This is a genomic window from Ruegeria sp. BF6 (assembly GCF_056538665.1).
In genome coordinates this window covers 1-20076 of the sequence record NZ_JBQFTN010000020.1, presented here as the reverse complement: position 1 = coordinate 20076, position 20076 = coordinate 1, and the positions used below count along the sequence as shown (strand labels likewise).

Genomic DNA, 20076 nt, shown 5'->3' with positions numbered 1-20076 from the left:
GCCGCAGGCTGCAGTTGCGGGGATGCATTCTGGGCGGCTTCCGCTTTGCCCGTAGCACCATTATCGCTAGTCGCGGCTTACAAGCCCACTTTCAACCCACTCATCAAATTGAGCCAAGACCGCATCGCAAAATGCAGTGTCGTTGATGTGGACATCCAATTCGGTCATCGGCACCCGGCCCGGCAGGATTTTGCGGGCTTCGTCAACCATATCTGAAAGCGCTTTGGGATCATGAGCTTCCTCGCCTTCTTTGTCCCATGCCTCGACGCCTTGAACCGGCAGGAAGAAGTGAACGGGCCCGGTTGCAGCTTCCAGCCGGTTCGCCAGTTCTCGGATCCAGGCACGGCGTTCCTCGCCATTGAAAACCGAGCTTTTGATCAGGCGGTTATGTTCGTGAAAGGGGCGATCTGCATATTGGTCCGGGACCTCTTGCCAGCCTGCAAAGTCCAATAGGTCAAGTGCGCCCGGGGCGACCATTTGTGGCGTGCCAACGCAACCGGCATTGGTAAGGCGATCTTCTCCGCTAGAGACAACGGAGCCTGCCAGCATATTGCCGAATTCTTGCATGCAGAAATCCATCACGCAGGCAAAGGCGCCCTCGGCAGCCAGTTTCTCGAAGGCCATACCGCCCATACCTGTCGAATGAAATACGGCCACTTCAAAGCCACGCTCTTCGAGAGCAGGCTTCAGGGTTTTCATGTAGCGCAGGCAGGACGACCCAAGGCTGGTCATGCCAATCAGGGGTCTGCTGCGATCCGGCACGATGGCGGCTTTGGTCGCGCCAACCACGGCCCCTGCGGCCTGGGCCAGTGAGGACCGGCAGATCGAATTCATACCATACAGACCGCCGGCCCACAGGATCATCTGAATGTCCGGGGCCAACCGATGCGGCGGGATCAGCGGCGAGAAGCTGACGGTCGAGACGATATACTTCGGCACTCCCATTGGCAGCGCTTGCGCACAATCCAGCGCAAGGTCGGTGCCCATGGTGCCGCCGGTGGCTAGCATCCCATCAAACCGGTCTTCGGCATAAGCTTTTGCTACAACCTTCGCCGCTCCGGCGGACATGACGCGAAACGCCTTGTTTTCATCCCCCAGCGCGATCACATCATCGATGGTCATTCCTTCAGCGGCGGCGACGTCGTGTTTCGATATATCGGTCGGCGTTTCCGGATTGCCCAGAACAGATACGTCCATCGTCAGCACAGCCGCTCCCTGCGCCCGCACGGCGTCTTCGATGAACCGCATCTCGGGCTCTTTTGTGTCGTATGTCCCAATCAGCAGGATCGTTTTGTTGGTCATTGGTTTTCTCCTGTCTGTACTTTTTTTCCGAGGTAACGCGTCAGCAGACCCCGGGCGGTATCGACGAACCGCATATTGCGTGCCTCTGATCCATCTTCGTCCATCCGGGACGATATCCAGCCGACATATGTCACCGCACGCAGGGCCATGAACAGATCGAGATGCCCGGTATCGAGCGCCCGTTCCGTGCGGTATCCCTCAAGCAGGGATTTTCGCAGAGCGTCATAGTCCGGTTCGTGCAGGTTTTTCAGCAAAGTCGTCGCGACGTCGAACAGGCGGAATCCGAACCCGGCATCGTCGAAATCTATCAACCAGACCTTGTCGCCCAGGACCATCACGTTTTCACGCACCAGATCGGCGTGGATCAAGCCAAAATCCAGCTTGTTTTCGATGTGTTGCAGATCACGGTTCGCTGTTTCGCGGAACGTAATGAACAGGGCTCGGTCCTCATTCGAGAGCGTGGCGTTTTCCCAAAAGCGATCCCACAGCGGGGCATCGCCCAGCAGCCCCTTGCGGTCCCAAGACCAGCGCAGGAATTCATCTGGCCGGGTCCAGTCATCGCTGATGTTGTGTAGCCACGCCATCTCACGTCCGAGGACCCGAAAAATCCCTGTTCGGTCTTCGTGATCAATTCCACCGCCTGTCGAACCTAGAGGGCGACCGGGCAACCAGTCCAGCATATCGACCTGAACCCCGTCCAGTAGATGCAGTAAACAACCATCTGTGGCCGGTACCGGCGTGGGTACACCGACGCCCTTTGCGCTAAGCTCGGCAATCCACAGCAACTCGGACCGCAGAGCAGCATCCGAGTGCAAGTCTTTGCGATGCAGACGCAGGGCAAAGCTTTTTGTACCCGCCTGAACCCGGTAGACATGGTTTTCACGGGCGGCGACCAGCGACCACTCAGCATCTTCTATGCCCCAAAGGGTCAGGGCTTGCTCGACAATCCGGGTCATAAGGTCAGCGGGGTTTCGGCCAAAACCTCGTCCAGTGTGTCAAACAACAGATCGGCATTCTCTTTCGAGAACGGCATGGGGGGGCGGATCTTGAGCGTATTCTTGTGACGTCCCAGTTTCGAATGAATTATCCCCCGGTGCCGCATCGTGTTGATTACCCGGTCGGTGAACTCGCTGGCCGGTTCCTTGCTTTGCCGATCCAGCACCATCTCGGCCCCGAAGATCAGGCCCGAGCCGCGCACGTCGCCGATGCAATCGTACTTCTGCTGCAACGCTACCAAGCGCGCGCGGGCATGATCGCCGACCGTTTTGGCATTGGTGACAAGGTTCTTGTCCTCAATCTCTTCCAGCACCGCCATTGCCGCAGCGCAGGAGACCGGGTTGCCGCCGAAGGTATTGAAATACCGATAGCCATTGCGGAAGGTGGTCAGGATTTCGCTGCGCGTCACAACTCCGCCCACCGGATGGCCATTGGCCATCGGTTTGCCCATCGTCATGACATCCGGCACCACACCCACTTTCTGGTGTGCCCACATATGGGTGCCGGTGCGGCCAAAGCCGGATTGCACCTCATCACAGATCAGCAGGCCACCGGCCTTGCGCACTACTTCGGCCACAGGTTTCAGCCAGCCGTCTTGATGGTCGGGGAAGCCTTCGTTCAGGAAATACGGGCAGACGACCAAAGCGGCAAATCCGATGCCCGACTTTTCATGTTCGGCAATCTGCTCGGCCACGGCATCGGCAAATTTGCGGCCGTCCGGGTCCGGATTGCGATAGCTGTCTGGGGCTTCCACAAATAGGAAATACTGATCCAAGCCGAAGCCAACCGTCGGCACGTTCGACTTGCTCAACTGGCTGACCAGAGACGTGTTGCCGTGATAAGTCGCATCCGTGGCAATGATCCCTCGTTTACCGGTCATGCCCTCGGCCATGCGCAGGGCAATGTCGTTCGCCTCGGACCCGGTGCAGGTCAGGATGGCGGTGTCCAGCGAGGCGTCCATCGTGCCGGTCAGCTTTTCGACATAGTCCAGAATACCGTCGTGCAGATAGCGGGTATGGGTGTTGAGCGTCGACGCCTGACGGCAGATCGCGTCGACCACGCGCGGGTTGCAGTGACCGACATGCGGCACGTTGTTGTAGCAATCCAGATACTTGCGCCCGTCGGCATCCCACAGCCAGACACCGTCGCCCTTCACGATATGAAGCGGCTCATCGTAGAAAGTCGAAACATTCGGGCCCAACAGCTTGGCCCGGCGTTCAACAAGCGCGGCGGATTTCGGGGGAAGCGTCATGCGGTCGGCCCTTGGTCAGAGTTTTATCCAGGCGGTTTTAAGATCGAGATACTTCTCGAACGCATGCAGCGATTTGTCATGCCCGTTGCCCGACTGGCGCACGCCACCCAGCGGCACGGTCAAGTCAGACCCGCCATAGGTGTTCACGTGCACGATACCTGCGCGGATACCTGCGATCATGCGGTGCGCGCGGCTCAGGTTCGACGTCCATACGCCCGAGGAAAGACCATAGACCGTGGAGTTGGCCAGCCGGATCGCCTCGTCCTCGTCCTTGAAAGGTGTCACGGCGAGGACCGGGCCAAACACCTCGTTCTGGAACAGGTTGTCGGTGGGTTTCACTCCGGTCATCACCGTCGGCGCCATATAATAGCCGCCGGTTTCCTCAAGAATGCGGCCTCCGCCGGTACGGCGCTCGGCGCCCTCTGCCTCGGCCCTGGCGACGAATTCCAGATTAGAGTCCAGTTCGGGCAGTGAATGAACCGCGCCGATTTGCGTGTCCAGATCCAGCGGGTTGCCGACGCGCATCGCCTCGGCATGTTTGACAAGTTCGGCAACAATACCATCGTGGATGTCCTCCTGCACAAGCAGGCGCGATCCGGCGATGCAAATCTGGCCGGCGTTGCGGAAGATGCCGCCCGTCGACACTTTGGCGGCCTCGCTCAGGTCCGGGGCGTCATTGAAGACGATGTTGGGGGATTTGCCGCCCAGTTCCAGATAGCATCGCTTCATATTCGACCGCGCCGAATATTCCAGCAGCCGCCGGCCTGTCGCGCCCGAGCCGGTGAACACCATAATGTCTACATCCATCGATAACGCCAGCGTTTCACCTACCACCCGGCCCGAACCGGTCACGACGTTCAGCACGCCGTCGGGCATTCCGGCCTCGGCCGCCAGTTCGGCCAGTTTCAACAGCGACAAGGATGCGCTTTCGGCCGGTTTCAGTACCACAGAGTTGCCGGTGGCCAGTGCCGGGGCCAGCTTCCACGCGCCGATCATCAGCGGCATGTTCCAGGGTACAATCGCGCCAACCACACCAACGGGCGCGTGATGGATCAGACCCAGTACGCTGTCCGCAGTGGGGGCGATCTGGCCATAAACCTTGTCGATCGCCTCGGCGTAATAGCGGAACGTACCGGCCGCAGACATCGGTTCGGCTTTCATGGCCATGGTAATCTCGGTGCCATTGTCGCGCACACCCAGAACTGCCAGTTCAAGGGCGTGTTTTTCGATCAGTTCGGCCAGTTTCAGCATTACTTTCTTGCGCTCAGCCGGGGGGCGGCGCGACCAGCGGCCATCTTCGAACGCTGTTCGTGCGGCGGCAATCGCTGCCTCCATATCCGCCGGTGTACCTTCGGCAATCCGGGTCAGAACCGTGCCATCAATCGGCGATAGAACATCCCGGTGACCGCCTTGCGAGGCATCGACCCAGCGTCCCCCGATGAAGTGCGAACGGGGGGACAGAACCTGAGATCGCAGGGCGTCAATATCGGATTGGTTCATGGCAGGGTTACCCTTGCTGATTGGGGTGATCGGAATCGACCGGTAGCGCGGTCGGCTGGGGTTTCAGCTTGTTGCGGAATTCAAAGTACAGCGTGCGGAAATGAAGCAGCAGGATCAGTACGATCAGCGCTGTCAGGATCGCCGCAATCGGGCGGTCGACGAAATCGAGAGGTGATTTGACCCGCGCCATGGCGCTGCGCAATTTGACCTCCATGATGCCGCCCAGAACCATGCCCAGGATGATCGGTACAATCGGCAGGTCCAGCCGTTTGAGGATCAGGCCGAACACCCCAAACCCGGCGGCAATGGCGCAATCGGTGATCGAGTTGCGCAGGCTGTAGACGCCAACAAAGGCCAGGATCAGGATCATGATGCCCAGAAACCGGGTCGGGATCTGGATGATCTTCAGCAGCAAGTTGGTCGAGAACAGCAGGAATACCAGAACGATGACGTTCAGCAGGATCAGCGCCATATACAGCGCCATCACAAAGTCCATCTGGTTTTCGAACAGCTGCGGGCCGGGGATGACGTTGTGTACGTAGAACACCGACAGCATCATCGCGGTCAGCGCTTCACCTGGGATACCCAGCGCCAGCAGCGGGATCATGGCAGCGCCAGGAACGGCGTTGTTGGCGGCCTCGGAGGCCACCAGCCCCTCGGGCGAGCCGTCACCGAATTTGTCGGGGTCTTTCGAGGTCTTCTGCGCATAGGTGTAGGACAGGAATTGCGAGGTGAACTCGCCGGTGCCCGGCACCATACCCATGAACACACCGATGCTGGAGGACACGGTGGCAACACGTTTTATACCCAATAGTTCCCTGAGACCGGCAAAAATGCTGCCGCTGACGTGCGCTTCGCCCGGTGCATGGTTCTTTTCCAGTAACAGCAGCAGCGCCTGACTGATTGCAAACAGGCCCAGCACCACAACGATCAGATCGACACCCGAGGCCAGCCAGCTTTGGTCAAATGTAAAGCGGCGGGTGTATTTGACAGGCTCAAGCCCGACGGTGTTCAGGAAAATCCCGAAGGCCGCCAGCATGCCAGCAGCAAAAATCTGTCCACGATGGGCCAGGATCACCAGTATGATCCCCAGAAGGGCGGCCAGGAAAATCTCGCGGCTCCCGAAATGCGGTGCGACCAATGCCAGAATCGGTGACAGGATCATCAGGCAGATGATGGCAAAAACTCCTCCAAAGAAAGATGCGGAATAGGCCAGCGACAATGCGCGATGCCCCTGTCCGCGTTTGGTCATCGGATAGCCGTCATATGTGGTCAACGCGTTTACCGCGGTACCCGGCGTGTTGATCAGAATGGCCGGAATAGCGCCGCCATACATGGACGAGCCATAGATACCCAGCAACAGCGTCAGACCGACAATGGGTTCAAAGGCGAATGTAGCTGGCAATAGGATGGCGATGGCCACCGCAGCTCCCACACCGGGCAGCGCACCGATGATGACCCCACCGATCGAGCCGATCAGAAGAGCGGCGATCACCTGCCATTGTGTCAGAATAGAAAGACCGGACAGAAGCGTTTCCATAGCGAACCTCAGAGATAAGTCAGCGCAAAGGCGCGCACGGAATCCGGCAGGTATTCATAGACGGCGCCTGCCGGAATTTTGACCTGCAGAAAGGCACGGAAGATGATCGTCACCGCAACACCGAACGCCACCGCAAGGCCAATGGCGCCGGCAGTTCGGAACCCGGTTCGAACCGCAAGGAAAACCGCGAACAGAACGGTCGACGGTAAATATCCCAAAAGCGGGACGACCGCGACATAAACCAGAAAATAAGCGACGTATTCAATAGACCGAAACCAGAACGCGACTTCGGGCCAGCGACCCGGAATACGGTCTGACATGGCCGAACTGAGCCAGTGCAGAAAGGCAAATAGGAACATTGCCCAAAGCGAGACTTTCGGCCAGAAGCCGGGTTGCGCAAACCACTTGGTGCGTTTGACAACCTCGGTCTGTGTATCCAATTGGGTCAGAAGGAAAATGGCAAAAACCAGAAAAGCTAAAGCAAAAACAACATCGCCGGGTCGGCGGTATCGTTTGAACATGTCTTGCAATGTCTTTGCGATCATTTTGGCCTCCTGTTGGATAGAAAAAGGCCCGACACCATCTAAATGTGCCGGGCCAGTTTCGCTTTATTCGCCTAGAATCTCTTCGATTTTGGAGAAGGAGGCTTTGTCCTGTTCGATTTGCGCGTTCGAGGCATCCGGGTCCTGCCAGTAGATCAGCGCTCCGGTTTCTGCGGCAAGTTTCTTGGCCTTGTCAGAGTTTATCGCTTTCTGTGCAGCCGCCGTGATCTTTTCGCGCGCCTCTGCCGGGGTGTCTTTGTGGACAAACAGCCCATTCCACAGCGCCAAAGGCAGTTCGGGGTTAAGCTCGACAACGGTCGGCGTGTCTGGGACCAGCGAAATCCGCTCACCGCCGATGCTGGCCAGAACATTCACCTGATCCAAGCAAGGAAGTACGAGCTGAAGCGTTGTGTTGATCACGTCCACGTCGCCCGAAGCCAAGGTGTTGCAGTCCAACGCGTCAAAGGCGGCTTCGCTGGCGAAATCAAATCCGCTGCTTACCGCAGCCGCGAAGGTCACTTGTGTGGGCGGTAGAACCGTACCGAAATGACCGAGCGCTACGTCGTTCTCCTTACCATGTTCCACCAGTTCCTCCCAGGTCGAGAAAGGCGCGTCTTTGCTGGAGGCGATGACGAAGGGATAGGTCAGAAAGATGCCAATCGGTTCGAACGGGTTGGGGTTGAGCTCAGGAATGCCAATTTCCGGGCCTATGACCGGCACACCGATGACGAAAGAACCGATCGTGTAGCCATCCGCCGGAGCAGTTGCGACCTCAACAGCGCCAGGGAAGGGGCCACCACCGCCGCCGGGCTTGTTCACGACTGCGGCGGGTACGCCGTACATGGCTTGGAACTCGTCAGCGATGAGACGCGTCAACACGTCTTCCAGGTCACCCGGGGGCCACGGAACGACAAAAGAGACTGGCTTCTCTGGATAGTCGGCCAGTGCGGCGGTTGCAGAAACAACAAGTGCTGCGGCTGTTAGAACTTTCTTCATTGACACCTCCCGTCAGTGGTTCATTATTTGATCCGCGTTAACAAGAATAATGTTGCTTTGTTAAGCGTGTTCTGTCAAGTATTACCTTAACGGGAGGATGTGAGTCATATGGGTGCTGCCCTGAACGCCTTGAAAATGCTTAACTACTTTTCAAACGCTCGGCCGGAGATCGGGCTAAGTCAGTTTGCGCGGTTGTCCGGATTGAACAAAGCCACCGCACTGCGCCACCTTCGGGCGCTAGAGGAATATGGGCTGATCGAACAGAACCCTATGACCAAGTCCTATGCGGTTGGGCCGGCCGCGCTACGTCTGGCGGCGTTGCGCCAGATCGCCCGTCCCGGCATCGAGAGTGCCCGCCAAAGAATGCAGGTCGCGATGCAGGACGTTGGCGAAAGCCTGCATCTTTCGCTGCTTGAAAAGGATTCGCTTCAAACCGCGCTGGTGGTCGAAACGAACCGCCACAGCGTACGGGTCAGCCTCGACCCCAGCGAGGTTCTTCCGATCAATGCGACCGCATCAGGTCTTTGTATGCTTAGCTTTGGGCCATCCTTCTTGCTGGAGCGTCTCGGGCAGGAAGAACAAGTGCGATACACGGACACTACGCTGACCGACCCGGCCAAGATCAAAGAGCGGGTCGCGACAATCAGCCAAGTCGGTTGGGCGAACAGCAGTGGAAGCTATGAAAATGGCGTCTATGGCTATGCGGCCCCCATATTCGGAATTGATCAGGTGGCGTTGGGAACCATTGCGATTGCCGTTCCCGAAGGCCGTGCCGGCGACGAACGGCTGCCCGAAATCCTGACCGCCCTGCATGCCCTCTCGACTGACCTGACCGCAAGTTTTGGCGGTCAGCTTCCCGATACATTTCCAACCGAATTCCACCCTTGAGCGGGTGTACACAAACCCCGGAGACCCGAGAAATGAAAGACTCGAACTTTCTGAAAGAAAACAACGCGCGTTACTTCTGGCACCCGATGGCGCACCCCGCTGACAGTCAGAAGAACCCGCCGATCATTCTGAACGGTGGTGAAAGTGTAAGCATTATCGATGTCGATGGTCACAAGGCGCTGGACGCGGTCGGGGGGCTTTGGAACGTCAATCTGGGCTATTCCTGCGAACCGGTGAAACAGGCCATCGCCGATCAGCTGAATGCACTGCCCTACTATTCGACCTTTCGCGGTACCAGCAATGACAAGGCGATTGAGCTATCTTATGAACTGGCACAGTTCTTCGAACCCGACGGGCTGACTCGTGCATTCTTTACCTCGGGTGGCTCGGATTCGGTTGAAATAGCTCTGAAACTGGCGCGGCAGTACCACAAGGTGCGCGGCGAGGCCGGGCGAACCAAGTTCATCAGCTTGAAGCAGGGTTATCATGGCACCCATTTCGCCGCGGCCTCGGTCAACGGAAATCAAAAGTTCCGCGCAATCTATGAGCCGATGATGCCAGGTTGCTTTCATGTGCCCGCCCCCTGGACCTATCGCAACCCGTTTGATGAGACTGACCCTGAACGTCTGGCGCGGCTCTGCGTCAAAGCGCTTGAGGCCGAGATCGCATTTCAGGGGGCAAATACCGTTGCCGCCTTTATCATGGAGCCGGTTCTGGGGGCAGGGGGGGTTATCCCACCGCACAAGAGCTTCATGCCCATGGTACGAGAGGTTTGCTCGAAACACGGTATTCTGCTGATCTCGGACGAGATCATCACAGCCTTTGGTCGCACAGGCAGCGAAAGCGGTGCGCGGCATTGGGGTGTGCAGCCCGATATCATGACCACGGCCAAGGCGATCACCAATGGCTATTTCCCCTTTGGAGCGGTGATGATCTCGGGTGTGGTCGCCGAGGTATTCGAAAACGACCAAACCGGCAAGGCGTCGGTGGATCAAGGCTATACCTATTCCGGTCACCCGGTTGGTGCAGCAGCGGCTCTGGCTGCGCTGTCCGAGATCAAGCGCCTGCGCGTTTGGGAAAATGCCGCCGCGCGCGGGGATGAGTTGTTTGCCGGGCTGCAAAAGCTGGCTGAGAAATATGACGTGATCGGAGATGTGCGCGGTGGCGAGGGGTTGATGTGTGCGCTGGAGCTGGTCTCAGACCGTGCGACCAAGGCACCTATAGCCAAGCACCTGCCGCTGCAGGTTCAGAAAGCGGCTTACGAAGACGGTGTGATGGTGCGCGTGTCCGGGAATAACATCATCCTGTCACCGCCCCTTATCATCTCGTCCGAAAATGTAGCCAAGATTCTGTCGTCACTGGATACTGGTCTAGCAACTCTGTGAGCACGCAAATGGCCCTGACCGCAACGGGCAGGGCTGCATCCGATCCTTCAGTGAGCCTGAAGCCAAGTCAAACTTTGACCGCCTGCAACTCTTCGAGCAGGTCCAGCAATTGATCCAGTTTCTCGCGGCCCATCTGTGACTCAATATTGTTTGAAATCGCCAGCGACGTGGCAAGGTTGTCTTCCAGTACCGCGCGCCCCGCATCGGTGATGCGAACCATTGTACGGCGCTTGTCTTGGTTGTCCTGGCGGCGGGTGATCTGGCCCTCAGCTTCCATCGTGCGCAGAATGCGGGTGAGGCTGGGCAGCAGCAGGCAGGCCTCGTGGGCGATCGCGCTTTGTTCAATCTCGCCCAGCTCGTCCAGAACCCTCAGGATGCGCCACTTTTGTTCGGTCAGCTGAATGTCGTGAAGCATATCCCGGATCGGTGCCATGACGGTTTCCCGTGCGCGCAATAGCGCAATCGGAAGGGAACGGGACGTACTTTTTGTGTGGCTTTGCGTGCTCATGCCGCCTTCTAAAGCGCCAGTTTTGAAATTGCAAAGATTAACAAGGCAAGTTCTTGACAGCGTGATTGTAAAAAAGTAAACATGTTAAGCAATAAGGGAGGGCGCATGCCACATTTTCACGTCGAATATTCCGGGAACCTGGAGGACAAGGTCGACATGGGTGGCCTGTGCGAGTGCATCCGGACCACGGCTGCAGAGATTGATACCTTTCCGATGCCGGGCATTCGCGTCCGAGCCGTTCGGGTTGATCATTATGCCATTGCTGACGGCAATCCGGCGCATGGCTTTATCGACATCTCGATCCGCCTGCGCGCAGGTCGGCCAGACGACGTCAAGCAGGATGCCACACAGCGCATATTTGAGGCGGTCAGAGCATATCTTGCCCTCGCCTTCTCGCAATATTCCATCGCGCTCTCGCTTGAGATGCGTGACATCGACCCGAAGCTTTCGCCCAAGACCGGTACAATCCGCAATCACCTTGGCGCGTCCACGTAGGAGACCTGACGCATGAGCGCACTGAACACAAACATCGAAAAACTGGCTGGATTTCTGGCGCGGTTCAAAAAGACGGGCATCAAAAACCGCATCGCGGGTGAGGACGTTGCCGGGTCTGCCGGTGTGTTTCAATCCACATCGCCGGTCGACAAGTCGGTGATCTGCGACGTCGCCCACGGCACGGCGGATGACATCGACACCGCAGCTAAAGCGGCCAATTCGGCCTTTACCGAATGGCGCGACACGCCCGCCACCGAACGCCGCCGCATATTGTTGAACGTGGCCGATGCGATTGAGGTGCGCGCCGAGGAAATTGCGCTGTGCGAATGCTGGGACACAGGCCAGACCCTGCGTTTCATGTCCAAGGCGGCCCTGCGTGGGGCCGAGAATTTCCGCTTTTTTGCGGATCAGGTGGTGCAGGCGCGGGACGGGCAGCATCTGAAATCGCCGACTCTGATGAATGTCACAACCCGGGTACCGATTGGCCCGGTTGGCGTGATCACCCCGTGGAACACGCCGTTCATGCTGTCGACCTGGAAAATTGCGCCCGCTCTGGCCGCTGGTTGCACGGTGGTTCACAAACCCGCCGAGGATTCGCCGCTGTCGGCCCGCCTGCTGGTCGAAATCGCCGAAGAAGCCGGTCTGCCCAAAGGTGTGCTGAACACCGTGAACGGCTTTGGCCCGGATGCGGGCAAGGCGCTGACCGAACATCCGCTGATCAAGGCCATCGCGTTTGTCGGCGAAAGCCGCACCGGTAGCATAATCACCAAGCAGGGCGCAGACACCTTGAAGCGGATGCACTTGGAACTGGGCGGCAAAAACCCGGTCATCGTGTTCGATGACGCCGATCTGGATCGGGCGCTGGATGCAGTGATCTTCATGATCTACTCGATCAACGGCGAGCGTTGCACCTCGTCCTCGCGCCTGCTGGTGCAGGACAGCATCAAGGATGAATTCGAAGCCAAGCTGATCGAGCGCGTCAACAACATCAAAGTTGGCCACCCGCTGGACCCGGCGACCGAAATCGGCCCGCTGGTGACCGAAGAGCATTACAACAAGGTCACCAGCTATTTCGACATCGCCAGAGAGGACGGCGCGACCATCGCGGCGGGTGGTGTAAAACTGGGTGATGAGGGATACTTCATCCGCCCAACCCTGTTCACCAACGCCACCAACCAGATGCGCATCGCGCGCGAAGAAATCTTTGGCCCTGTCCTGACCTCGATCCCGTTCTCGACCGAGGAAGAAGCGCTGCAGATCGCCAATGACACGCCGTATGGTCTGACCGGTTATGTGTGGACCAACGATCTGACACGGGCACTTCGCTTTACCGACAAGCTTGAAGCCGGAATGATCTGGGTGAACTCAGAGAATGTACGTCACCTGCCCACGCCGTTTGGTGGGGTCAAGGCCTCGGGCATCGGCCGGGATGGCGGCGACTGGTCGTTCGAGTTCTATATGGAACAAAAACACATCGGCTTTGCCACCGGTCAGCACAAGATCATGCAGTTGGGCAAATAATCCCGACGGGCTCAAAAAAACGCGCGAAAAACTCTAACTCCAGGAGGAGACTATGGGAGAAATAGTACTCGCCGCCAAAATGACCCACGTGCCCACGTTGCTCATGTCTGAACAGGAGGGGCCGATCAAAGGAAAGCGCCAGGCAGCAATAGATGGTCACCGGGAAATCGCCCGTCGCGCCAAAAAACTCGGCGCTACAACGGCGATCATTTGCGATACCCACTGGGTGATCAACGCGGGCTTTCACATCAACGCCAATGACAAGTTCGAGGGTTTGTTCACCTCGAACGAATTCCCGCAGTTCATTCAGGACCTGCCTTATTCCTACAAAGGCAACCCCGAGATTGGCGATGCGATTGCCAAAATCGCGTCGGACAAGGGCGCCCATACGCTGGCGCATCACCTCGACAGCCTCGAGCTGGAATACGGCACGCTGGTTCCAATGCGATTCATGAGCCGTGAGCATGATATGAAAGTCGTATCGGTCGCGGCATGGGCCACGGTGCACAGCCACGACGAAAGCCGCATTGTGGGCGAGGCGATCCGCGAAGCGGTCGAGGCCAGCGATGAAAAGGTCCTGCTGGTTGCGTCGGGTTCGCTGTCGCACAAGATTTGGGCGAACAAGGACTACGCCGCAAACAATGGTACATTCACCATCAGTTCGGAGTTCAACCGCCAAGTGGATCTGCACGTTCTGGATATGTGGAAGAGCGGCGACCACGCTACCTTCCTCAAGATGCTGGGTGATTACGCTAACTTTTGCTGCGGCGAAGGTTCGATGCACGACACATCGATGCTGTATGGTGCATTGGGGTGGGATGCGTACGACAAGAAATGCGAGGTTGTGACCGAGTATTTCCCATCCTCCGGCACCGGGCAGACAAACGTGATCTTCCCGGTGACCTGAACGGGCTGACAGGCGCGCAACGCATTTTGGAAAGGAGACGATCATGGGAAAGATTGTACAGGCCGCGAAGATTACGCATGTGCCAAGTATCTGGATGTCCCACACGATGCCGAAATACAAAGGCATCCGCCAACCTGCCATTGATGGCTATGCGCGTCTGCGTCAGGATGCGATCGATCGCAAGGTCGATACCTTCGTCATCTTCGACACCCATTGGATCACCAATCAGGGTTTCCACCTGAACACGAAAGAGCACCACAAGGGCCGTTTCATCAGCCACGAACTGCCGCACATGCTGGCGGATATGGAGTTTGACTATCGCGGCGATCACGAGCTGGGCGAAACGATCCTTGACGTTCTGCGCGAGCGTGGTGAACGGGCCCTTGGTCATTCGCATCCCGATATGGGGATGGAATACGGTACCTTGCTGCCGATGCACTTTATCAACGATGGCGTGAACGCGCGGGTTCTGCCTGTGGCAGTCAACCAGTTTTCGTCGATTGCCGAAAACCGGGTTTGGGGTGAGGCAATTGCCGAAGGCATCCGACGGTCTGACCGGAACGTCTCGATTCTGGCCTCGGGGTCGCTGAGCCATGATTTCACGCCCAACGAACGCTCGGTCGATGGTCTGAATTCGGTGAATGGAGAGTTCAACCGACAGATGGACATGCGGGTGTTGGACCTGTGGGAACAGGGCCGTTTTGAAGAGTTCCTGGAACTCCTGCCCGACTACGCCAAGAAATGCGTCGGCGAATGTGCCATGAACGATACTGCCTTGCTGTTCGGCGCCCTTGGATGGGGCAGTTACAAGGGCAAGATCGACATCTACACCCCGTATTTCGGAAGTTCCGGAACGGGTCAGACCAATATCAGCTTCTCGGTGTAAGGCCGGGGTGACAGGAAAATTCGAATGACTGAACTGCGTCTCAACGATTCTAGCCTGCTTGCCGAAATGGCGCGGGTCGGGTCCAGATGGGTGGATGCCACCGAGGCTGAAAGCGCGATTGACGTAACCAACCCGGCAACGGGTGAGGTGATTGGCCGGGTGCCCAATCTAGGTGCTGCAGAAACGGCCGGGGCGATTGCCGATGCGCAGCGCGCCCAGAAAGACTGGGCCAAACGCACCGCGAAAGAGCGCAGCCAAGTCTTGCGTCGCTGGTACGATCTGATGATGGAAAATCAGGATGATCTGGGTACCATCCTGACCGCCGAACAAGGCAAGCCGCTGGCCGAAGCGAAGGGTGAGATCGCCTATGGTGCCAGTTTTATTGAGTGGTTCGCCGAAGAGGCGCGTCGTGCTTACGGTGATGTCACCCCCGGTCATGCGCCGGACAAGCGGATCATCACTGTCAAACAGCCCATTGGTGTCGTGGCCGCTATCACGCCCTGGAACTTTCCCAACGCCATGATCACCCGCAAGGCCGGACCGGCCTTTGCTGCTGGCTGTTCCATGGTGCTGAAGCCCGCCAGCCAGACGCCATTTTCGGCAATCGCGCTGGCCGTTCTGGCCGAACGTGCGGGGCTGCCTGCTGGTCTGTTCTCGGTAATCACCGGATCGGCGCGTGCGATTGGGAGTGAAATGACCTCAAGCCCGATCGTTCAAAAGTTGACCTTCACAGGGTCGACCGAGATTGGCGCGATGCTTTATGCCCAATGCGCGCCGACCATCAAGAAACTGGGGTTGGAACTGGGCGGCAACGCGCCGTTCATCGTGTTCAACGATGCCGATCTGGATGCCGCCGTCGAAGGGGCCGTGATCGCCAAGTTCCGCAACAATGGGCAGACCTGTGTTTGTGCCAACCGCATCTACGTGCAGGCCGGTGTTTATGATGCCTTTGCCGAAAAACTGGCTGCCAGGGTAGCGACCCTGCCGACCGGCAACGGGTTTGACGAGGGCGTCATTTTTGGCCCGCTGATCGATCAGGCCGCCGTGGACAAGGTGGCCGAACATGTCGGAGACGCAACTTCCAAAGGTGCCAGGATTGCGCTTGGGGGCAAGCCCCACGCGCTTGGCGGCACCTTCTTTGAGCCCACCATCCTGACCGGTGTGACCTCGGACATGGCAGTGGCGACCGAGGAAACCTTTGGCCCTGTCGCGCCCTTGTTCAGGTTCGACAGCGAAAACGAGGTCGTAGCTGCCGCCAATGACACCGAGTTTGGGCTTGCCTCGTATTTTTATTCCCGGGATCTGGCCCGTGTTTGGCGTGTGTCCGAGGGTCTGGAATACGGAATGGTGGGCGTCAACACTGGCCTGATTTCGACTGCCGAAGCCCCGTTTGGTGGCGTCAAGATGTCGGGTCTGGGGCGCGAAGGGTCCCGCTATGGGCTCGATGACTTCATGGAACTCAAATACATCTGCATGGGTGGCATCGATGCCACCGAGGAGGCCTGATGCGCTTTGCAACCTACACCGCCGATGGCGCAACCTACTTTGGCGCAATCACCGATGACGGCGCGATCGCGCTGAATGACGCCTTTCCCGATTACGGCAGCCTGTACCAGGTGATCACCGCCGGAATGTTCGATCAATTGGCCGCGGCTGCCGAGGGCCGGGAGGTGACGCACAAAGACCTTACCTATGAGATGGTCATGCCCGATGCCCGCCGCATCCTTTGCGTTGGGGTGAACTTTCCTGATCGCAATGCGGAATACAAGGATGGCAGCGCGCAGCCGAAATACATGTCGCTGTTCCCGCGCTTTGCCAGCGGATTTACAGGCCATGACCGCCCGCTGATCCGTCCGCCGGAAAACCATTCGCTGGATTACGAGGGCGAAGTGGCCATCGTAATCGGCAAAACCGGGCGTCGGATTTCAGAGGAAGACGCCTATGACCACATCTCAGCCCTGACCCTGTGCAACGAAGGCACGATCCGCGACTGGGTGCGGCACGCCAAGTTCAACGTCACCCAAGGCAAGAACTGGGATAACTCGGGCGCAATCGGCCCATGGCTGGTGCCGTTCACCGATGCGGCGCAACTGGATGACGCCCGCATCCAGACCCATGTGAATGGCGAGCTGCGCCAGGACGATACCCTGAACCGCATGATGTTCCCGATCCGGCGTGAAATCGAATACATCTCGACCTTCATGACCCTGCAGCCGGGCGATATCATCGTTACCGGAACGCCCACAGGGGCAGGGGCGCGATTTGATCCCCCGAAGTACCTTGCTCCAGGCGACGTGGTCGAGGTTTCGGTCGAAGGCATAGGCACGCTGCGCAATACTGTCGAGGACGAACAGGTATGACCCCCGAGGATCATACAAGCGCCGCCGCTGATCTGCTGCAGGCTGAGCGTACGCGTGAGCAGATCGGCCTGTTGAGCCTGCGCTACCCCGAGATGGGGATAGACGACGCCTATGAGGTGCAAAACGCCATCTATCGCCAGAAACTGGCCGAAGGGCGTAAGGTGATCGGCTGGAAGATCGGCCTGACCTCGAAGGCCATGCAATATGCGCTGAACATCGACATTCCCGACAGTGGCATCCTGTTTGACGACATGGTTTTTGAAAACGGTGGAACTGTCCCGGCGGGCCGTTTCATCCAGCCGCGGATTGAGGCTGAGATTGCCTTTGTGATGAAATCCGCAGTTGGCGGCGAAAACGTCACCCGCGACGAGATCATCGCCGCAACGGATTACGTCGCGCCCTCGATCGAAATCCTCGACACCCGTATTCAGCGGATCGATCCCGAGACGGGCAAAGCCCGCACCGTGTTCGACACGATCAGCGACAATGCGGCCAATGCGGGCGTTTTACTGGGTGCAGAACGGCACGCCGTCGATGCCATTGACCTGCGCTGGGTCGGTGCCTTGGCCTTCCGCAATGGCGAGATCGAGGAAACCGGCCTGGGTGCAGGCGTGCTTAACGACCCGGTCGAAAGCGTTGTCTGGTTGGCCCGCCGCATGGCGCAATACGGCCAAAGTATAGATCCCGGTCAGGTCATCCTGTCCGGCAGCTTTATCCGCCCGGTCGAATGCCCACCCGGCACTGAAATACATGCCGATTTCGGACCGTTTGGCTCTGTCGATGTCATATTCGCCTGAAAGGAACACTGCACATGCCTGTGCCGAAGAACACGTTCAAAGCCGCTCTCAAGGCCGGGCGGCCCCAGATCGGTTGTTGGGTTGGGTTGGCCAATGCCTATACGGCCGAGATCGCAGCAACCGCGCAATTCGACTGGCTGCTGGTCGACGGTGAACACGCGCCGAACGATTTGCGCTCGATCCTTGAACAGGTGCGAGTGATCGAAGGATCGGGCAGCACCCCGGTTGCGCGCCTTCCGATTGGCGAGACCTGGATGATCAAGCAATACCTGGACGCCGGAGTGCAAAACCTTCTGGTGCCCATGGTCGAAAGTGGCGATCAGGCGCATGAACTGGTGCGAGCGGTGCAATATCCGCCGCATGGCGTGCGGGGCGTGGGCTCGGCGCTGGCGCGGGCCTCGCGGTTTGCCGCAATCCCGGACTATCTAAAAACGGCGGACGAACAGATTTGCCTACTGGTGCAGGTGGAAAACCAAATTGGCCTGGCGGCGCTGGACGATATTCTGGCGACCGATGTGGATGGGGTGTTCATCGGCCCCTCCGATCTGGCCGCCGACATGGGCCATATCGGCAATGCTGGTCACTCAGATGTAGTTGAGGCCGTGTTGGACGCGCTGACCCGCATCGTGGCTGCGGGCAAGGCGGCGGGTATCCTAACCCTTGATCCGGTGATGCAGCGCAAATGTCTGGACTTGGGGGCCAGCTTTGTGGCCACTAATATTGACGTTACATTATTTGCAACAGCAATGCGCAACGCTGCAAAAGCAGGGCTGGGCCTGTTGCCGGACCAGATCGCCTCGGGCGCGGCCCAAACCGCTGCAGCCGGCAAATACCTGCAGCAACTCTGTAAGCATTGGTCGCACAAGGCCGAGGCCAGTTTTGATGAGAAGAAGGGTAGCGTGATCTTTGCAGATGGAAACAGTGTGACCCTCGAAGCGGACGATACCACCCTGACTCTCACCGCAGTGACCGGTCCTCGAGGCGATTTGGCGCGTTGGAAAGATGTAATCGAAGCTCATCTGGTGCGTTTCGCCTTTCGCGAAGAGATCCGCATCAATTGGTCTGAATAAAAGCACCAAAAAATGTCTGATCCCATCTACGCCATAGGCGACATCCACGGTCAGTTGATCATGTTGGAGGACGCGTTGGCGCGCATAGAAAAAGACGGCGGGCCTGATGCCCAAATCGTCTTTATCGGTGACTACACGGATCGCGGCGCCCACAGTCGCGAGGTTCTGGACCTTCTGATAAATGGGCGATCCGAAGGTAGAAACTGGACATTCCTGCGCGGCAACCACGACCAGATGTGCGCTATGTTTCTTGAGGATTACCCAAGAAACGATGCGCGCCTGTTGGTAGGCTATCATTGGCTGCATCCCCGGATCGGCGGGGTTGAGACGCTGAGATCTTATGGCGTTCAGGTGAAAGACGGGGATCGAACCTATCAGATCCACGCCAAGGCCAAGGCTGCTGTTCCGCAGGCACATATCGGTTTTCTGGCAGGGCTGGTCCCCTACTATCTGCACGATAACCTGTTGTTTGTTCATGCAGGAATACGGCCCGGCATTCCTTTAGATCGACAGGATCACGATGACCTGATCTGGATTCGAGAAGAATTTTTAAACTGCCCGGACCCCTACCCGTGGCTGGTTGTTCATGGCCATACCCACGTCGCTAAACCGGAACACCACGGAAACCGTGTGAACATCGACACCGGAGCAGGATATGGCCGATCATTGTCCGCCGTGGTTTTTGAAGGATCAGAGTGTTGGATGTTGCAGGACAAGGGCCGAACTTCCCTGACGCCTCGAGCTTTCTGAAGATCTTTCGGTAATTGTTGACAGCGCGTTACAAAAAAGTCTTGGCGACGTTGAAACACTCGCTCATGCGCCAGTGGCGATCACAGCTATGCTTTCGGCCATGAGAGGAGTATATGCCGCTTCACTGGATCAAAGTCTCATGATCGGCAACGTTGCCCCTTACAATCCCTCTTGAGTTTCGTGAGAAACAAACATCCTGATTTCTCGTCAAACAATCCGGACATAGGGGTGCGATAGGCCCAACCTATCTTCTTTGTGGCGAAAGCCAGCGGCCGGTTTCTGCTGGATTATGTCGTTTCCTGCAATCAGATATCGCAATCAGTGAGGTTTGAGTTTGGCGAATCCTTCAGTTTGGCGACAAGATTGGAGATACGCCTTATG

Annotated in this window: 19 protein-coding genes; 11 read left to right on the top strand and 8 right to left on the bottom strand. The window is 57.8% G+C overall.

Annotated features, from left to right (window positions below; genetic code table 11):
* Positions 1–66: 66 nt before the first annotated feature.
* The 7 genes from ACR0IM_RS22185 to ACR0IM_RS22155 form a co-directional block, all read right to left on the bottom strand.
* Complete coding sequence (locus ACR0IM_RS22185) at positions 67–1302, bottom strand: Tm-1-like ATP-binding domain-containing protein (RefSeq protein ID WP_480683253.1); 1236 nt, start codon at positions 1300–1302, stop codon at positions 67–69.
* Positions 1299–2258, bottom strand: a complete 960-nt coding sequence (locus ACR0IM_RS22180; protein WP_480683252.1) for a phosphotransferase enzyme family protein — start codon at positions 2256–2258, stop codon at positions 1299–1301. The genes ACR0IM_RS22185 and ACR0IM_RS22180 overlap by 4 nt, the downstream gene beginning before the upstream one ends.
* Positions 2255–3550, bottom strand: a complete 1296-nt coding sequence (locus tag ACR0IM_RS22175) for an aspartate aminotransferase family protein (RefSeq protein ID WP_480683251.1) — start codon at positions 3548–3550, stop codon at positions 2255–2257. The genes ACR0IM_RS22180 and ACR0IM_RS22175 overlap by 4 nt, the downstream gene beginning before the upstream one ends.
* A gap of 15 nt (positions 3551–3565) precedes the next feature.
* Complete coding sequence (locus tag ACR0IM_RS22170; RefSeq protein WP_480683250.1) at positions 3566–5050, bottom strand: aldehyde dehydrogenase; 1485 nt, start codon at positions 5048–5050, stop codon at positions 3566–3568.
* A 7-nt stretch (positions 5051–5057) separates the two neighbouring features.
* Positions 5058–6590, bottom strand: coding sequence for a tripartite tricarboxylate transporter permease (locus ACR0IM_RS22165; RefSeq protein WP_480643274.1), 1533 nt, complete (start codon positions 6588–6590; stop codon positions 5058–5060).
* An 8-nt stretch (positions 6591–6598) separates the two neighbouring features.
* Entirely contained in the window at positions 6599–7135 is a 537-nt protein-coding gene (locus tag ACR0IM_RS22160) for a tripartite tricarboxylate transporter TctB family protein (protein ID WP_480643275.1), read from the bottom strand.
* Positions 7136–7198: 63 nt separating this feature from the next.
* Positions 7199–8128: a tripartite tricarboxylate transporter substrate binding protein gene (locus ACR0IM_RS22155; protein ID WP_480595880.1), complete on the bottom strand. Its 930-nt coding sequence runs from the start codon at positions 8126–8128 to the stop codon at positions 7199–7201.
* 108 nt (positions 8129–8236) lie between these two features.
* Between ACR0IM_RS22155 and ACR0IM_RS22150 the strand changes: the two genes are divergently transcribed.
* Together ACR0IM_RS22150 and ACR0IM_RS22145 are read left to right on the top strand one after the other, a co-directional pair.
* Complete coding sequence (locus ACR0IM_RS22150) at positions 8237–9016, top strand: IclR family transcriptional regulator (protein ID WP_480683249.1); 780 nt, start codon at positions 8237–8239, stop codon at positions 9014–9016.
* A 32-nt stretch (positions 9017–9048) separates the two neighbouring features.
* On the top strand, positions 9049–10401 hold the full coding sequence (locus ACR0IM_RS22145) for an aminotransferase class III-fold pyridoxal phosphate-dependent enzyme (protein ID WP_480683248.1): 1353 nt from the start codon (positions 9049–9051) through the stop codon (positions 10399–10401).
* Positions 10402–10468: 67 nt separating this feature from the next.
* Here ACR0IM_RS22145 and hpaR read toward each other — a convergent pair whose 3' ends face one another.
* Complete coding sequence (hpaR, locus tag ACR0IM_RS22140; RefSeq protein ID WP_480683247.1) at positions 10469–10909, bottom strand: homoprotocatechuate degradation operon regulator HpaR; 441 nt, start codon at positions 10907–10909, stop codon at positions 10469–10471.
* A 105-nt stretch (positions 10910–11014) separates the two neighbouring features.
* On the opposite strand from hpaR, the gene ACR0IM_RS22135 reads away from it, so the two are divergent.
* Genes ACR0IM_RS22135 through ACR0IM_RS22095 form a run of 9 tightly spaced genes read left to right on the top strand, consistent with a single transcriptional unit; the run spans position 11015 to position 19695 of the window.
* The gene (locus ACR0IM_RS22135; protein ID WP_480683246.1) at positions 11015–11404 is read left to right on the top strand and encodes a 5-carboxymethyl-2-hydroxymuconate Delta-isomerase; all 390 of its coding nucleotides are present in this window, start codon (positions 11015–11017) and stop codon (positions 11402–11404) included.
* A gap of 12 nt (positions 11405–11416) precedes the next feature.
* Positions 11417–12925: a 5-carboxymethyl-2-hydroxymuconate semialdehyde dehydrogenase gene (hpaE, locus tag ACR0IM_RS22130; RefSeq protein WP_480683245.1), complete on the top strand. Its 1509-nt coding sequence runs from the start codon at positions 11417–11419 to the stop codon at positions 12923–12925.
* A gap of 52 nt (positions 12926–12977) precedes the next feature.
* On the top strand, positions 12978–13832 hold the full coding sequence (hpaD, locus tag ACR0IM_RS22125) for a 3,4-dihydroxyphenylacetate 2,3-dioxygenase (protein WP_480595892.1): 855 nt from the start codon (positions 12978–12980) through the stop codon (positions 13830–13832).
* Positions 13833–13875: 43 nt separating this feature from the next.
* Positions 13876–14718 (top strand): 3,4-dihydroxyphenylacetate 2,3-dioxygenase, encoded by an 843-nt coding sequence (hpaD, locus tag ACR0IM_RS22120; protein WP_480595894.1) that lies wholly within the window; start codon positions 13876–13878, stop codon positions 14716–14718.
* 24 nt (positions 14719–14742) lie between these two features.
* A complete protein-coding gene (locus tag ACR0IM_RS22115; RefSeq protein ID WP_480683244.1) occupies positions 14743–16224 on the top strand; it encodes an NAD-dependent succinate-semialdehyde dehydrogenase in 1482 nt (493 codons plus the stop codon).
* Positions 16224–17078, top strand: a complete 855-nt coding sequence (locus ACR0IM_RS22110; RefSeq protein ID WP_480683243.1) for a fumarylacetoacetate hydrolase family protein — start codon at positions 16224–16226, stop codon at positions 17076–17078. Before ACR0IM_RS22115 ends, ACR0IM_RS22110 begins: the two co-directional genes overlap by 1 nt.
* The gene (gene hpaH / locus ACR0IM_RS22105) at positions 17075–17875 is read left to right on the top strand and encodes a 2-oxo-hept-4-ene-1,7-dioate hydratase (RefSeq protein ID WP_480683242.1); all 801 of its coding nucleotides are present in this window, start codon (positions 17075–17077) and stop codon (positions 17873–17875) included. The genes ACR0IM_RS22110 and hpaH overlap by 4 nt, the downstream gene beginning before the upstream one ends.
* Positions 17876–17889: 14 nt before the next feature.
* Positions 17890–18945 (top strand): aldolase/citrate lyase family protein, encoded by a 1056-nt coding sequence (locus ACR0IM_RS22100; RefSeq protein ID WP_480683241.1) that lies wholly within the window; start codon positions 17890–17892, stop codon positions 18943–18945.
* 12 nt (positions 18946–18957) lie between these two features.
* A complete protein-coding gene (locus ACR0IM_RS22095; protein WP_480683240.1) occupies positions 18958–19695 on the top strand; it encodes a metallophosphoesterase family protein in 738 nt (245 codons plus the stop codon).
* The last annotated feature ends 381 nt before the right edge of the window (positions 19696–20076 follow it).